The organism is Allobosea lathyri (genome assembly GCF_900108245.1).
Classification (GTDB): domain Bacteria; phylum Pseudomonadota; class Alphaproteobacteria; order Rhizobiales; family Beijerinckiaceae; genus Allobosea; species Allobosea lathyri.
Window position 1 is genome coordinate 12,979 of the sequence record NZ_FNUY01000010.1, and the last position, 14,847, is coordinate 27,825.

Sequence of the window (14,847 nt, forward strand, 5' to 3'; positions counted from 1 at the left end):
GGACGGAATCGGGCCGTCAGCTCGGGCTCGACCCGAGCATCTCCACAAAGGAGTTTCTCGGGTCGACGCTTCGCTTCGCCCGAGAATGACGCGTGTGGGTCAGTCCCTGAGCGGGCGCGGCATCGTCACCGGCCGCGCCTCGCGCGCCTGCGCCGCCAGACGGACGGAGGCGTTCACCGCTCCAAAGCCGACATAGCCACCGCGCCGCTCGACGATCTCGAAGAAGAAGCGCTGGGCGAAAACGTGGGTGTAGACCTGCAGGAATTCGGCATCGCCGTCGCGGTCATAGAGGATGTGATGCTCGCGCAGCGCGTCGATATAGTCCGGGTCCAGCCCGTGCCGCGCTTCCAGATCCTCGTAATAGTTCTCGGGAATGTCGAGGAAGGAGAGCCCGGCCGCACGCATGGCCTTGACCGCGGCGAAGATGTCGGGCGCGGCGAAGGCGATATGCTGCACGCCCGAGCCGAAATGCTCTGACACGAAGCGCGAGGACAACGTGCGCGTCGCCTGCGAGCCGTTCAGCACGAAGCGTAGCGCGCCGTCGGGACTGACGATCGGACGGCTCTCGACAAGTCCGGCCGGGTCGGCGATGGCAAGCTGCGGCACGCGCTCGAGCGCGAACAGGGAGGTATAGAACAGCAGCCAGGACAGCATCTCCTCATAGTCCATCGACTGCGAGATATGGTCGACGCTGTCGAGCAGGGCAGGCGCGGAGGAGGTGGGTGCTTCCGGGTTGAAATCGGCCTCCCAGATATGGGCGAGACTGCCTTTGGGTTCCGTGAAGTAGATCAGCGAGCCGCCGACGCCACGAATGGCGGGGATTTCCATTTCACCAGGGCCAACCGGCTGCTCGAACGGCGCGATCTTCAGCGCCCGTGCCCGCGCCATCGTCTGCGCGACGTCGGCGACCCGCAGCGTGATCGCGCAGACGCCGGGGCCGTGCATGATCGCATGCGATTGGGCAAAGCCGTCCTTCTCGGTGTTGAGCACGAGATTGATGCCGCCCTGCGACCAGCGCGTCACTGATTTGCTGCGATGCGTTCCCGTCCGACGGAAGCCCAGCGCCGAGAACAGGGTGGCGAGATCGTGGGCGGTATCCTCGTCCAGTGCGAATTCGATGAATTCGACCCCGAGGATATCGGCACGCGGCGGCAGATGCGGCTTCGTCTGGTCTGCGAGCTGAATCAGCGAGCGCATGCCGTCGGTCGCCAGCCGGCGCGCGGAGCCTGCCCGGAACTGGTCGTTGAAGATCTCATGCGACAGCGGCCCGGAATAGCCTGTCTGCTCCACGGCCTTGACGAAATCGGCGACGGCAAGGTCGCCCTGGCCCGGGAAACAGCGGAAATGCCGGCTCCAGCTCAGCACATCCATATCGAGTTTCGGCGCATCCGCGAGCTGGACCAGAAAGATCCGGTCGCCGGGAATCGAGGCGATCGGCTCCAGCGGCGAGTGACGCGCCAGCGTATGGAAGGAGTCGAGGATCAGGCCGATGCGCTCATGCCCCGCCCGCCGTACGATCTCCCAGGCGTCGCGATAATCGTTGACATGCCGGCCCCAGGCCAGCGCCTCGAAACCGACACGCACATCGTATTTGGCGGCGAGCGCGCCCAGTTCCCGGAAGTCCGCGGCAGCCCGGTCGATACCACCCAGCGATTGCGGCGAAACGTTCGAGCAGATCAGCATCAGCTCGGCGCCGAGTTCGTTCATGATCGCGAATTTGCGCTCGGCCCGCGCGAAGGTGCGCGCGCGCAGCGGCTCCGGCATGCCCTCGAAATCGCGGAAGGGCTGGAAGGCGCAGATCGTCAACCCGAGATCGGTGATCATCTTGCCGACATCGCGCGGGCTGCCGTCGAAGGTCAGGAAATCGTTCTCGAAAACCTCGACGGCGTCGTAGCCGGCGGCTGCGATCGCCTGCAGCTTTTCGGCCAGATCGCCGCTGAGGGAGACGGTTGCAATCGAGGTCGCGTTCATGCCGCCTGAGCCTTTGCCTGATGTTTCACGGTCGCCAACCCGCCATGCCGCGCAGCCTCGCCGACAGCCTCGACCACCGCAAGCGTGCGGGCGGCATCGGCTGCGTCGGTGATCGGCTGCTCCTGCCCGCGAATGACAGCGCAGAAATGGCGCAGTTGCTCCGCCAGCGGCTCGACAGGCGCAACCGCAAGGCTCTCCTGCAGCAGCGGCTCCCACCAGCCCTGCCGGCCCTCATAGCGCCAGAGATCGAGCTTCGGCAGGGATAGCGAGCCCTCGCTGCCGGCGATCAGGTAGCAATGACCATCGCGCTGCGGATAGGCTTTGTTCTCGCCGGAGCTGAGTTCCCAGCTCCAGGGCGCGGGCGTCACATCCGAGACGGTCGCTGTGCCCAGAGCGCCATTGGCGAAGCGGAAGGTCAGGGCGGCCGTATCCTCGACCGAGAAGCCGCGCGTCGCGTTCGAGGTCATGGCCTGCACGGCGTCGATCTCGCCGCAGATGAATCTGAGATTGTCGATGTCGTGGATCAGGTTGATCAGCACGGGGCCGCCGCCAGCCTCGCGCCGCCAGGCGACATCGAAATAATCGTCCGGCTTGCGGATCAGGAAGAGCGAGTTGACGGCGACGAGCCGCCCGATGCCGCCCTCCCGCACGATCCGGCGCGCCGCCTTGACGATCGGGTTGTGGCGGCGGTGATGGCCGGCGAGCACGGCAACGCCGGTGCGCGCCTGCGCCTCGACCAGACGCTGCGCGGCGGCGACAGTCTCGGCCAGCGGCTTCTCGACCAGAACCGGCACGCCGGCTTCGAGACAGTCGATCGAGCCTGGCACATGCAGTGCATTGGGCGTGGCGATGATCGCGCCGTCGGGCTTCATCGCTTCAAGCATTTCGCGCTGCGACGGAAACCAGGGCAGGTCGCGTTCGGCCGCAAGCGCCTTGGCGGCGTCGGTCGGGTCGCAGATCGCAGCGCAATCGCATTCCGACGAAGCGATGAGGCGCTCCAGATGGGCGCGTCCGATGAGGCCGGCGCCGACGAGTGCTATTTTGAGGGGAGCAGTCACAGTCCAGAACTCCGGTTGAAGCCGCGACCGGCCCCCTCTCCCCTCGCGGGAGAGGGTTGGGGTGAGGGGGCGCGCGACATTGACGGGGAGGCATTCGAAATCGCGCTAAACGGAAACGTCGAGCGCCCCCTCATCCGTCTCGGCTTCGCCGATCCACCTTCTCCCGCGAGGGGAGAAGGAAGGCCCGGTCGTCGCGCCAGACCCCCGACCATCACGCCGCCTCCGTCATCGCGCCACCGAGGAAAAGCTGGCCGACGCGCGGGTCGGCCAGGATTTCGGCGGCCGGGCCCTGCATGCGGGTCTGGCCGAGTTCGAGCACGAGGCCTTCATCCGAGATTTCCAGCGCCGAGCGCGCATTCTGCTCGACCATCAGGATGGTGACGCCGCGCGAGCGCAGGTCCATCAGAATGCCGAAGGTCTCCTGCACCATCATCGGCGAAAGCCCGATCGAGGGCTCGTCGATCAGGACGAGCTTGGGGTCGAGCAGCAGCCCGCGCACGATCTCGAGCTGCTTCTGTTCACCGCCGGACAGGGTCGAAGCCTGCTGGTCGGCCTTGCGGCGCAGCGCCGGAAAGCGGTCTAGCGCCGCTTCCAGGCGCTTGGGCATGTCGGTGATCTCGGAGCCGGCAGCGACGGCGCCCAGCTCGATATTGTGGCGCACCGAGAGCTCCGGAAAGATGTTGCGCCCCTGCGGCACATAGCAGATGCCGGCCTCCAGCAGCTTGCGCTGGGTCCAGTTGGTGATGTCGGTGCCGTTGAGGCGGATATGGCCCTCGCGCACTTTCAGAAGGCCGAATATCGCCTTGAAAACAGTCGATTTTCCCGCGCCGTTGGGTCCGATCACGGTGGTGATGGCGGCGCGCCGCACCTTGAACGTCGTGCCGTTCAGGATGGTCATGGCGCCGTAGCCGCCGACCACGCCGTCGAGTTCGAGGATGGGGGTGCTCATGGCGTCGCTCCTCAATGCCCCAGATAGGCTTCGATGACGGCGGGATTGGCCCGGACCTGCGCCGGCGTGCCCTCCGCCAGCACCTTGCCCTCGGCCAGCACGATCACGCGCGAGCACAGCGACATCACGAAATCCATGTTGTGCTCGATCACAACGAAGGTCGCGCCCTGCTCGGCGTTGATCGCGCGAAGCCGCTCCTTCAGATCGCCGAGCATGGTCAGGTTGACGCCGCCGGCCGGCTCGTCGAGCAGCACGAGGCGCGGGCCGGCCATGAAGGCCATGGCGGCGTCGAGCAGCTTCTGCTGGCCATAGGACAACCCGCCCGCCTTGGCGTCGATTAGATGGCCGAGCTTGAAGAAGCCGATCATCCTGTCGGCCTTTTCCGACAGGCCCGCATCGCGAGCCCCGAAAAGCCTCGACAGCATCGAGCCCTCATGCTCCTGGCCGGCCAGGATCAGGTTCTCCCGGACCGAGAGCTCCGGAAACACCTGCAGTAGCTGGAAAGTGCGGCTGACGCCGAGCCGGTTGAGGTCGGAGGGGCGCTTGTTGGTGACGTCTTTCCCGTCGAGCCTGACCGAACCCTCGGTCGGCTCCAATTGGCCGAGGATGCAGTTGAACAGGGTCGACTTGCCGCAGCCATTGGGGCCGATGATGCCGAGTATCTCGCCCTCTTTCACCGAGAAGGAGACACCGTTCACCGCCTTGATGCCGCCGAAGGCCTTGTGGAGGTTGGTGACTTCCAGGACGTTGTTACCCATCAGAACGTCCCTTTCCTGCCGCCAGAGTTCTTGCCGCCGGAGTTCTTGCCGGTCAGCCTGGCCCAGCCGCGCTCGAACAGCCCGCTCACACCTTGCGGACAGGCGATCAACAGCAGCATGACGATCGAGGCGAAGATGATCAGGTAGAGCGAGCCGGCAAAACGCAGCCATTCCGGCAGCACGACACCGAGCAGCGCGCCGATGAAGGGGCCGAGCAGATAGCCCGAGCCGCCCGCCACCACCATCAGCAGCAGGAAGAAGCTCTGCGACAGCGAGAAGGGCGAGGGGTCAATGAACTCCACTAGCGGAGCGTAGAGCGCGCCGGCGAAACCCGCATAGGCCGAGCCGATGGCGAAGGCGAGCAGCGTGTAGGTGCGCGTATCGACACCCAGGCTCGCGGCCCGGATCGGGTTCTCGCGCAACGCCATGAAGGCGCGCCCCCAGGGGCTGCGGATCATCCACCACAGCGCGACCGCCAGAATGAAGGTGATCACGACCACGAAACGGTGGAATTCGAGTGCGCCGAACAGCTTGATCCCGAAGAACTCGGGCCGGTTGATGTTCGAGATGCCGAAGACGCCACCGGTCAGCCATTGCTCGTTGCGCAGGACCAGCCAGATCAGCGTCGAAAAGGCGAGCGTCACGAAGGCTAGGTAGTGCGCCTTGACGCGCAGCGCCGGGAAGCCGAGCACGATGCCGACCGCGAAGGTCAGGACACCCGACAGCGCGAAGGCCGCATACCAGCTCACGCCGAATTTCGCCGTCAGGATCGCGGTCGTATAGGCGCCCAGCCCCATGAAGGCGGCCTGCGCCAGCGATTTCAGCCCGGCATAGCCAAGCGTCAGGTTAAGTCCCATCACGGCGATGCTCATGACGAGCCAGAGCGAGAGGACATAGGTGCCGTAGCGGCCCATGCCGACGGGTGCGAACCAGAGGATCGCGGCGCCCGCCACCAGCGTGAGCAGGATGCCGTCGATGGAAGCGGGGAGGGCGAGGCGGCTGCGCTGCGGCAGGCTTTCCTGGCTTGCGGGCGCGGTCATACGCGGCGCTCCTCTTTGCGGCCCATCAAGCCCTCGGGCTTGAGCAGGATGATGACGACGAGCAGGATCAGCGGCACGGCCAGCCGATATTGCGTCGAGATGTAGGCGGCGGCCATGCTGTCGACGATGCCGACGATCAGCCCGCCGACGAGCGCCCCGCGCACCTGGTTGAAGCCGCCGACGATCGCCGCGATGAAGGCGAACAGGCCGATGACCTCGCCATTGGAAAATTTCGCCAGATAGATCGGCGAAATCAGCACCGAGGCGACGACGGCGAGCGCCGCGTTGATGACGAAGGTCAGCAGCACCATGCGCTCGACGGGAATGCCGAGAATCCGCGCGACTGTCGGGTTCTGAGCGGTTGCCTGCATCTGCCGGCCGAGCTTTGTGCCGCCCACGAACCATTGCAGCAGCCCGATCACCGCGAAGGCGCAGGCGATGATCGCCAGATGCTGCAGCGAGATCGAGGCGCCGAAGACCGAGATCGTCTGCGTCGGCACGAAGGACGGGAAATTCTGGGCTTCGGCCGAGAAGCCGTCCTTGGCGCCTTCCTTCATGATGATGGACAGCGCCATGGTGGCGATCGCCAGCGGCAGCACGCCATGCTTGATCATCGGATCGACGACCGTGAGCTTGAAGCCGACGCCGAAGATCAGGATGAAGGCTGCGATGCCGACGAGCGCCCCCAGCCAGATCGGCGCACCCAGCAGCTTGATCGCAAGCAGGACGAGCACGGCGGGCAGCATGACGAACTCGCCCTGGGCGAAGTTGATCGTCTGCGAGGTCTGCCAGACCAGCGTGAAGCCGATGGCCGCGAGCGCGTAGATCGCGCCCGTGGCGATGCCGGCGATGAGATAGGCGGTGAATTCGGCCATGGCTTTGTGCCTCGCGATGGGGCGTCATGGTCGGGCTTGGCCCGACCATCTCTCGGTAAGGGGCGAAGCGCGCCCTCCGTCATTGCGAGGAGCGAAGCGAGGAAGCAATCCAGTGGACGTGGAGCAACTGGCCCTGGATTGCTTCGCTACGCTCGCAATGACGGGAGCTCGTTCCGGTCCTTACGGCTTGATCTTCGGCAGCGTCGCCGTGATCACCTGCTTGCCGTCGATCACCTCCGCCAGGAAGCTCTCGCGGTCGAGATCGCCGTTCTGTTCGATCGTGGTCTCCATCAGGATTCCCGGCTCGTCGGAGGGCTTGATCGTCGCGCCGCGCAGCGTGTCGGCAAGGCCCTTCTTGTCGAATTTCTTCTGCTTCTCGGTCGCCCATTTCACCATATGGACGGCCATGTAGCCCTTCAGCCCGTTATGGTCCGAGTTGAAGCCGTACTTGGTCTGGTACTTCTTGCCGAAGTCCTGGAAGGCCGGGATCGGCGCATCGATCGACAGGCCGACATGGCCCTTGACGCCGTTGGCTGCGTCGCCGGCAAGTTCGATCACCTTGGCGCCGAGGAGGGTCGTCTCGCCGATCATCGGCTTGGTGATGCCCTGCTGCTTGGCTGCGCGCAGGAAGCGGGCGCTCTCTTCCTCGTTGAGATAGACGAAGACAGCATCGACATTCGCATTCTTGACCTTGATCGCATCGGCGGCGAAATCGGCCTGGCCCTGCTCGGTCGCGAGGTCGACGGCGACCTTGATGCCTGCTTTTTCGAGTTCGGGCAGGATCGCGTCGCGCCCGCCCTTGCCGAAGTCGTTATTGACCCAGACCACGGCGATCGAACCGGCTTTGACCGTCTCCTTCAGGTATTTCGCGATCTTGGGCATCGCCGCCGTCTGGCTGAGCGAGGTGCGGAAGATGTAGGGGTTGCCCTGCTTGGTGAAGCCGGCCGCCTCGCCGGCGACGATCTGGGCGATCTCGGCGCGCTGCGAGATCTGCATCGAGGCCGAGATCGGTCCGGAGAACACCGGGCCCAACACCGCATAGGCGCCTTCGTCGATGGCTCGCTGCACCGCGGCGCGCGTATTGCCGGGGTTCGTCTGCGTGTCGTAATGCACGATTTCGATCTGCTTGCCGAGAATGCCGCCCTTGGCGTTGATGTCGGCGACGGCGAGATCGACGCCGTTCTTGAAATTGGTGCCGGCAGTGGCGCCCGCGCCCGAAAGCTCGATCACGTCGACGAGTTTGACCTTGTCCTGCGACAGGGCGGGGCTGCCAAGGCCGGCGCTGAGCGCCGCTGCCATGATCCAATGCGATTTCATGTTCTTCGTCTCCTCCAATTCAATCGTTTCGTTTCTTGTCGCGCCCGGTTTGCCCGGGTCGTCGTTCAGGCGGCGCGGTTCGCAGGCTCCCCTGCCGCCATGAGCTGGTCGAAGGCTTGCGCCATCGCGGTTTCGGACGCGTCGATGCCGGTGAAGAGGCGGAACGCGTCGAGCGCCTGATGGATGGCGAGCTCGCGCCCGGCCGTCACCGTCGCGCCTGCTTCTTGCGCGGCTTTGAGCAGCGGTGTCCAGAGCCGATGACAGGCCGCGTCCGCCACCGCTTGAGACTTTCGGATAAGACCGGCGGGCACGGGCGTATCGCGGTTCGGCAGCACGCCGCTAGAGGCCCGCACATGGTCCGTCGCGTTGGCTACAGGAAAAGCCGGCATATCCGTCCCCAATTCGGCTCGCCCATCATCGAGGCGGGCGTTGCCGAACGTCACATAAGCCAATCCGCGATGATAACGCGATAACCAATCCGTCTGGATTACCTAACCTGATGTTATCTTTTTCGTTCGGGCACTGTCGTCGTCGCGACGCGCGGCGTCACCACCGCCTGCATCTCTTCGCGCAGTAGTTTGACGAAGGTCTCGGCATAGAGGGAGGGCGCTTTATCGTTCTTGATCGCGACATAGGTCTGGAACTGCGTCGGCTCGGTGATCGGGATCGCCGTAATGCCCTGCATCGATCCATGCGCGACGGTGAACTGGTCGATGATGGCGATGCCGAGCCCGGCGCGCACCAGCGAGCATACGGTGGTACCGAAACGCGCCTTGATGACGATGTCATAGGCCAGCCCCTGCTGGCTGAATATCTCCGCCATCACGCGGCCATAGGGGTCGTTTGGGTCGATGCCGATGAGCTTGTGGCGCACGATCTCGGCGGCCGATATCGTTTCGAGCTGCGCAAGCTCATGCCCGTCAGGCACGATGCAGAGCAACTCTCCCATCACGAGCGGCTCGAAGTCGATGCCCGGGTGGTCGAGCTTGTAGCTCATCGCCGCGATCTCGCCCTTGCCGAGCAGGAGGTAGTCGATCGCCTCCTCGATCTTGAGGATATTGATGTCGAGGCGCAGATCCGGATGCTTGCGCTTCAGCTTCTCGATCGCGCGGGGCACCATGACGTGGCAGATGCTCGGCACCGACCCCAGGCGCAACTCGATGCCGCCGCCGCGCTCGATCCGGGCCAGCGTGTAGTGGAGGTCGTCGACCTTCTTGTAGACGCCGTTGATCTGCTCGAAGATGTCGTTGGCCTCGGGCGTGGGAACGTAACGCCCATGCCGCCGCTCGAACAGTTTCAATCTCAGCGAACGTTCGGTGTGCTTCATCAGGCGGCTGATGCCGGGCGCGGAGACATTGAGGAGCTTTGCCGCGCCGCTGATCGTGCCGGTGATCATGATGGCGCGGATCACCTCGATCTGGCGCAGAGTGAGCATGGCCGGCGTGTCCCCTTGATTGTTTCGGGGCACGGGAGGCGAGGCGGGCCATGCTGTCAAGCGAGCCGCATGCAAGCCAGCAGACGCGGCGAATCCGAACGTCTTACGACCAGTATGTTCAACCCTTCTCGCTCTTGCTCAAGGCGGTGAGCGCAGTTCTTTCGCCTTGTCGTTGAGCCTCTCCAGGGTCGGCAGGCTTTTGGCCGCGAACGCCTTCAGCTCGGCATCGCTACCATTCTGCGCGTAACGCGAAACCAGCACGACCGCTTCTTCGTGAACGGTCCGCTGGGCCTTCACATAAGCCCTGTCAAAATCCTCGCCTTGCCTGTCGGACAGATCGCGCAGCATGTCGAGATATCGGGAGTCAGGCCGTTCCGGCAAGGCGATGTCGGAGCGCCGCGCCGTGATCTGCCGCAGCCCGCTGCCGGCGGTGGTGTGATCGTTGGCGAGCCGGTGCGCGAAACTCTTGATCTCGGGCGATGCCGTCTTGTGGAGCGCCAGCGTCGCTGACTCCACGCCGAACATGTTGGACAGGGCGGCCTGCGTTGCGAACTCCTGCGGCGGCAGCGATTCCTGCGCCGTCGTGGCGGTGGCCGACAGGGCGAAAGCCATGACGATCGGCAATAGAATTCTCATCCGGATTCCCTTCCCGCTGGTCTTCTGACGCCTCGGATGCGGCGCGCCACGCCAGAGTAGGAAACGGAAAAGGCGGCTCGATGTTCCTGCTATGGCAGGATCCACACGCCAGTCCGGAAAAACACCTGCACCACCAGGGTGGGTATACTGTATGCAGCGATCATGTAGAAACGACGCCTGGCGAGGACGGCAGGGATCCGCCCGCCAGTTCGAGCAAAGACCAGCCTGCGGGAAACGCCATGACCGAACCTCACGCCATGACTGAACCTCACGCCATGACTGAACCTTACAAGGGCATCCTGCCGATCGCGCCGACCATCTTCCACGAGAACGGCGATCTCGATCTCGACGGCAACCGCCGCGTGATGGACCTGATGGTCGACCAGGGTGTCGACGGCATCTGCATCCTCGCCAACTTCTCCGAACAGTTCCTGCTGACCGATGATGAGCGTGACCAGGTCATGCGGCTCTCGCTGGAGCAGGTCGCCGGGCGCGTGCCCGTCATCGTGACCTGTTCGCATTTCTCGACCCGCATCGCCGCCCAGCGCGCCAAGGCCGCGGCCGATGCCGGCGCCAAAATGCTGATGATGATGCCGCCCTATCATGGCGCGCTGCTCAAGGCCGACGAGCAAGGCATGATCGAGCATTTCAAACATGTCACGGAGGCCTGCGGCATCCCGGTCATCCTGCAGGACGCACCGCTGTCGGGCGTCACCATGACAGTGCCCTTCATGGTCCGGCTGGCGAAGGACGTTCCGCTCGTCCGCTATTTCAAGATCGAGGTGCCCGGCACCGCCAACAAGCTGCGCGCCCTGATCGAGGCCGGCGGAAGCGCCGTCGCAGGCCCCTTCGACGGTGAGGAGGCGATCACGCTGATGGCCGATCTCGATGCCGGCGCGACCGGCACGATGACCAGCGCGATGATCCCCGACCTGATCAAGCCGATCCTGACCGCGCATGCGGCTGGTGACCGGAAGACCGCGGCCGCGATCTACGCGCAGGTGCTGCCGATCATCAATTACGAGAACCGCCAATGCGGCTTGCGCTCGGCCAAGGCGGTGCTCAGGGAGGGCGGCGTCATCAGGAGCGAGGCCGTGCGCCATCCGCTGACGCCGCTGCATCCGGAAACCCGCAAGGGCCTGATCGAACTCGCGCGCGAACTGAACCCGCTGGCCCTGCGCTGGGGCAAGTGAGGCACTGAACAACCTCCCGTCATTGCGAGCTAGCGAAGCAATCCAGGGGGCGTAGAGCTCTGCCGTTCTGGATTGCTTCGCTTCGCTCGCAATGACGGGGTGGGTAGGGTCGCGGCCAGACGCTGATCCAGCCGAACCGATGGTTCTTCAGCCCTTCGACCACACCGCGAGCTCGTAACCGTCCGGGTCGGCGAAATGGAAACGCCGCCCGCCGGGGAAGTCGAAGACCGGCTTGACGATGCGGCCGCCGGCGGCCTCGATGCGGCCTTGCATCGCGGCCAGATCGTCTGCGTAGAGAATGACCAGCGGCCCGCCCGGATTGGGCGCTCCTTGCGTGGTGAAGCCGCCCTCCAGCCGGCCATCGGCGAAAGCGCAGTATTCGGGCCCGTAATCGGTCATCGTCCAGCCGAACGCCTGTTCGTAGAAGGCGCGTGCCCGGCCGAGATCGGCGACGTTGAACTCGATATAGTCGATGCGCCGGTCGTTTTCTGTTGCGGTCATGGTCGTGCTCCGGGCCTTGGTTCTATGAATGGGCAACATTCTCGCGCCGCTCGCCGCCGGCTGATGGCAGGAGGAGCGAGCGGCAGAGGTCACAGTCGGCCTGCACCTTGTTCGCCTCCTGCCTGCTGATATAGCAGCTTGGCAGGTGGCGAGCCTCCTGCGCACCATGGCGCCGGTCGGGCAGTACCGACCGAACCACGCAGCCAATAAGGGAAGAGACGCATGCCGACCACCAACGAGATCGTCCGCGACGCGCTGATCGCGGCCAGGCGCGACAGGTCGCTTGTCGAGACGGCGAGCCTGCCCGTGCCGACCTCGGTGGGCGAGGGGCTCGCGGTGCAGGCGGCGATTTCCGGACGGCTGGGCCTGTCCGAAGCGGGCTGGAAGGTCGCCATCGCCGAAGACGGCACGCCAGTCGCGGGGTTGATGCCGGGACCGTATCTCCAGCCCGGCGACGTCTATGAGGGCTCGATCGGTGCCGAATTGCGCGTCGAGATCGAGCTCGGCCTCAGGCTGGCGCGCGATGTGCCCTTCCGCCCCGCCCAGCCTTATTCGCGCGCCGAGCTTCTGTCCTATTGCGACAAGGCGTTTCTCGGCATCGAGATCGTCGAGGGTCGCCTCGCCAACTGGGCCGGGCAGGTCGCGTTCCCGCTCTGGCTTGCCGACGCGCTGGGCCATGGCGGATATTTTATCGGCCCCGATCTCGACATCAAGGTGCTCGACGACCTCACCGGGCTGGGCTGCTTCATCTCGCTCAACGGCGTCACGATCTATGACAAGCCGGCCGTGCACGGAAACGGCGACCCGATGGCGCCGTTCCTGGCCTGGGCCAATCGCAAGACCGATTTCATGACCGGCCTGCGTGCCGGCCAGGTCGTCACCACCGGCAGCCTGTGCGGCGGCGTGTTGTCTCCCGGAAAGGGCGAGATCGTCACGAAGCTGAGCCCGCTGGGAACAGTATCGCTGACGCTTCGTTAGCCAATAGTGCGTTGCGCCGCGAGTGGAGATCAGTCCATCATCGCGGCGCGATCATCTTCAGAACACAGTTCGACCTTATTTGTTGAGTGAAGCGTGGCGTTGCCTGGAGGAATGATGCGGTTGTGGCGGAGGGCGACCCGCGCTGTTGTAAGCGGAGGCAGTTACGCCGTCGTCGCGATGCTGAGCGTCCAGCCTTCGCCTGCGGAAGCCTTCGATTTTTCGTCTCTGGATATCTTCGGGCTGTTTGGCACCAAGGATCAGCCCCCGCCCGCCAACGCCACGACGCTGCCCTATAAGTTGGAGTTCGATCTCGGCGACGCCGCCGATGCGAAAGCGCTGACGCGGGCGCTGCAGGACGCTTCGCTGCTCTATCGCCTGCGTCAGGATGCGCCGCCCGATGGCGAGACGCTGGCGCGCCGGATGGCTGCCGATCTCAATCCTCTTGTCGATGCGCTCTGGTCGCAGGGCTATTTCAACGCGGAACTCGCCATCGCCGTCGATGGCGCGTCGCTGAAGGTCGGGGCCGAGCCGAACGCTACGCTGGTGCGTGCGCTCGAAGCTCATCGCAACCGCGATGCAGTCCCGATCACGGTTCGCGTCAAGCCGGGGCCGGTCTTCGGCTTCCGCAACATCGAGGTGGTCCAGCGCGACGAGTCAGGGCCGCCTGCGATCACCGATCCGGCCAAGGTTTCGCGGCTCAAACCCGGCGATGCGGCAACCTCGGCTGCCTTGCGTTCGGCGCAGGCCTCGCTTGTCGATTATCTGCGCAACCAGTCGCGCCCGCTCGCCAAGATCGTAGAGCTGCGTCCCGTCGTGGACCACGCCACCGGCATCATGGATGTCACCTATGTCGTCGATCCCGGCCCCATCGCCGGCTTCGGCGATGTCACGATCGGCCAGACCGTCGACGTGCCGCCTGCCGTGGTGCGCTCCTTCATCTATCTCGAACCGGGCGATCCCTATTCGCCCAAGGCGCTTGCCGACACTCGCAAGTCTGTCGCCACCATTCCCGCCATCGGCTCGGTGCGCATCCGCGAGGCCGACAAGCTCGACACTGCCGGCAATCTGCCGATCTTCGTCGACATCACCGAGCGGCCCAAGCGGCTGATCGGCTTCTCGGCGCGCTATTCGACGATCGACGGCCCGGCGGTGAAGACCTATTGGGAACACCGCAACCTGTTCGGCGGGGCCGAGCGCCTGCGCATCGAGGGAGACCTCTTCCTCGCACCGCGCATCGACGGCACCAAGATCCAGAAATTCGGCGATTTCGAGCAATCCGACATTGGCGGCCGCTTCGCCTTCAGTTTCCTGAAGCCGGCGCTGTATGGCAGCCGCTATGATTTCCTGCTCGACGGCATGGCGACGCGCGAGCGTGTCGGCACCAACCGCTATGGCGGCTACACCGCGCGCTACGCCAATGTCACCACCGCGATCCGCCGCCGCTTCAGCGATACCTTCTCGGTGCAGGCCGGGATCGAGGTCGAGCGCGGGCAAACCAGCGATGTGCTCGGGCAGATCGACTACACGCTGGTCGGCATCCCGCTCTCGGTGAAATACGATTCGACCGACAGCCTGCTCGACGCGACGCGCGGCATCCGCGCCATCGCCTCGGTCGCGCCCTATCCGACTTTCCTCGGCTCGACGGTCGGTGTCGTCCAAACCAAGGCCGCGCTGTCAGGCTATTACGCGCTCGACGACGACGCTCGCTATGTCCTCGCCGGCCGCATCGGATTGGGCTCGATCGCCGGGGCGGAACTGGCCGAGATTCCGGCGACGCGGCGCTTCTATGCCGGCGGTGGCGGCTCGGTGCGCGGCTATGCCTATCGCTCGCTGGCGCCGCTCGGCCCGCTCGGCCAGCTGACGGGCGGGCGCAGCCTGTTCGAGGCTTCGGTCGAGGCGCGCATCAAGATCACCGATACGATCGGCATCGTGCCGTTCGCCGATGCCGGTACGGCCTTTTCGTCGACCCTTCCCGATTTCAAGGAAAAGCTGCAATATTCGGCCGGCCTCGGCCTGCGCTACTACACCCCGATCGGACCGATCCGCGTCGATGTCGCAGCCCCGCTCAATCCGCGCAAGGGCGACAAGCCTTTTGCGCTTTATGTCAGCATCGGGCAGGCTTTCTGATGAAGCCGG

14 protein-coding genes are annotated in these 14,847 nt (G+C 64.9%); 3 read left to right on the forward strand and 11 right to left on the reverse strand.

Annotation, left to right across the window (positions count from 1 at the left end; translation table 11 throughout):
- Window positions 1-99: 99 nt before the first annotated feature.
- The 10 genes from C4S73_RS20980 to C4S73_RS21025 form a co-directional block, all read right to left on the reverse strand.
- A complete protein-coding gene (locus C4S73_RS20980) occupies window positions 100-1,971 on the reverse strand; it encodes a bifunctional sugar phosphate isomerase/epimerase/4-hydroxyphenylpyruvate dioxygenase family protein (RefSeq protein ID WP_103874488.1) in 1,872 nt (623 codons plus the stop codon).
- Window positions 1,968-3,029 carry a Gfo/Idh/MocA family protein gene (locus C4S73_RS20985; RefSeq protein ID WP_103874489.1) on the reverse strand — a complete coding sequence of 354 codons (1,062 nt, stop codon included), beginning with the start codon at window positions 3,027-3,029 and terminating at the stop codon, window positions 1,968-1,970. The genes C4S73_RS20980 and C4S73_RS20985 overlap by 4 nt, the downstream gene beginning before the upstream one ends.
- Window positions 3,030-3,240: 211 nt before the next feature.
- On the reverse strand, window positions 3,241-3,978 hold the full coding sequence (locus C4S73_RS20990; RefSeq protein WP_103874490.1) for an ABC transporter ATP-binding protein: 738 nt from the start codon (window positions 3,976-3,978) through the stop codon (window positions 3,241-3,243).
- 11 nt (window positions 3,979-3,989) lie between these two features.
- Window positions 3,990-4,736 (reverse strand): ABC transporter ATP-binding protein, encoded by a 747-nt coding sequence (locus C4S73_RS20995; RefSeq protein WP_103874491.1) that lies wholly within the window; start codon window positions 4,734-4,736, stop codon window positions 3,990-3,992.
- On the reverse strand, window positions 4,736-5,776 hold the full coding sequence (locus tag C4S73_RS21000) for a branched-chain amino acid ABC transporter permease (protein WP_103874492.1): 1,041 nt from the start codon (window positions 5,774-5,776) through the stop codon (window positions 4,736-4,738). Before C4S73_RS21000 ends, C4S73_RS20995 begins: the two co-directional genes overlap by 1 nt.
- On the reverse strand, window positions 5,773-6,651 hold the full coding sequence (locus C4S73_RS21005; RefSeq protein ID WP_103874493.1) for a branched-chain amino acid ABC transporter permease: 879 nt from the start codon (window positions 6,649-6,651) through the stop codon (window positions 5,773-5,775). The genes C4S73_RS21000 and C4S73_RS21005 overlap by 4 nt, the downstream gene beginning before the upstream one ends.
- 180 nt (window positions 6,652-6,831) lie before the next feature.
- Window positions 6,832-7,968: an ABC transporter substrate-binding protein gene (locus C4S73_RS21010; protein WP_103874651.1), complete on the reverse strand. Its 1,137-nt coding sequence runs from the start codon at window positions 7,966-7,968 to the stop codon at window positions 6,832-6,834.
- A gap of 65 nt (window positions 7,969-8,033) precedes the next feature.
- The gene (locus C4S73_RS21015; RefSeq protein WP_146071456.1) at window positions 8,034-8,411 is read right to left on the reverse strand and encodes a Rossmann-fold NAD(P)-binding domain-containing protein; all 378 of its coding nucleotides are present in this window, start codon (window positions 8,409-8,411) and stop codon (window positions 8,034-8,036) included.
- 59 nt (window positions 8,412-8,470) lie between these two features.
- Complete coding sequence (locus C4S73_RS21020; RefSeq protein WP_103874495.1) at window positions 8,471-9,403, reverse strand: LysR family transcriptional regulator; 933 nt, start codon at window positions 9,401-9,403, stop codon at window positions 8,471-8,473.
- A gap of 138 nt (window positions 9,404-9,541) precedes the next feature.
- Window positions 9,542-10,039 (reverse strand): DUF4142 domain-containing protein, encoded by a 498-nt coding sequence (locus C4S73_RS21025; protein ID WP_103874496.1) that lies wholly within the window; start codon window positions 10,037-10,039, stop codon window positions 9,542-9,544.
- Between the two features lie 275 nt (window positions 10,040-10,314).
- Between C4S73_RS21025 and C4S73_RS21030 the strand changes: the two genes are divergently transcribed.
- The gene (locus C4S73_RS21030) at window positions 10,315-11,232 is read left to right on the forward strand and encodes a dihydrodipicolinate synthase family protein (protein ID WP_103874497.1); all 918 of its coding nucleotides are present in this window, start codon (window positions 10,315-10,317) and stop codon (window positions 11,230-11,232) included.
- A gap of 147 nt (window positions 11,233-11,379) precedes the next feature.
- On the opposite strand, the gene C4S73_RS21035 is transcribed toward C4S73_RS21030, so the two are convergent.
- Window positions 11,380-11,733 carry a VOC family protein gene (locus C4S73_RS21035; protein WP_103874498.1) on the reverse strand — a complete coding sequence of 118 codons (354 nt, stop codon included), beginning with the start codon at window positions 11,731-11,733 and terminating at the stop codon, window positions 11,380-11,382.
- A 222-nt stretch (window positions 11,734-11,955) separates the two neighbouring features.
- On the opposite strand from C4S73_RS21035, the gene C4S73_RS21040 reads away from it, so the two are divergent.
- Entirely contained in the window at window positions 11,956-12,711 is a 756-nt protein-coding gene (locus C4S73_RS21040; RefSeq protein WP_103874499.1) for a hypothetical protein, read from the forward strand.
- A 177-nt stretch (window positions 12,712-12,888) separates the two neighbouring features.
- Window positions 12,889-14,838: an autotransporter assembly complex protein TamA gene (locus C4S73_RS21045; protein ID WP_244595708.1), complete on the forward strand. Its 1,950-nt coding sequence runs from the start codon at window positions 12,889-12,891 to the stop codon at window positions 14,836-14,838.
- Window positions 14,839-14,847: the final 9 nt, after the last annotated feature.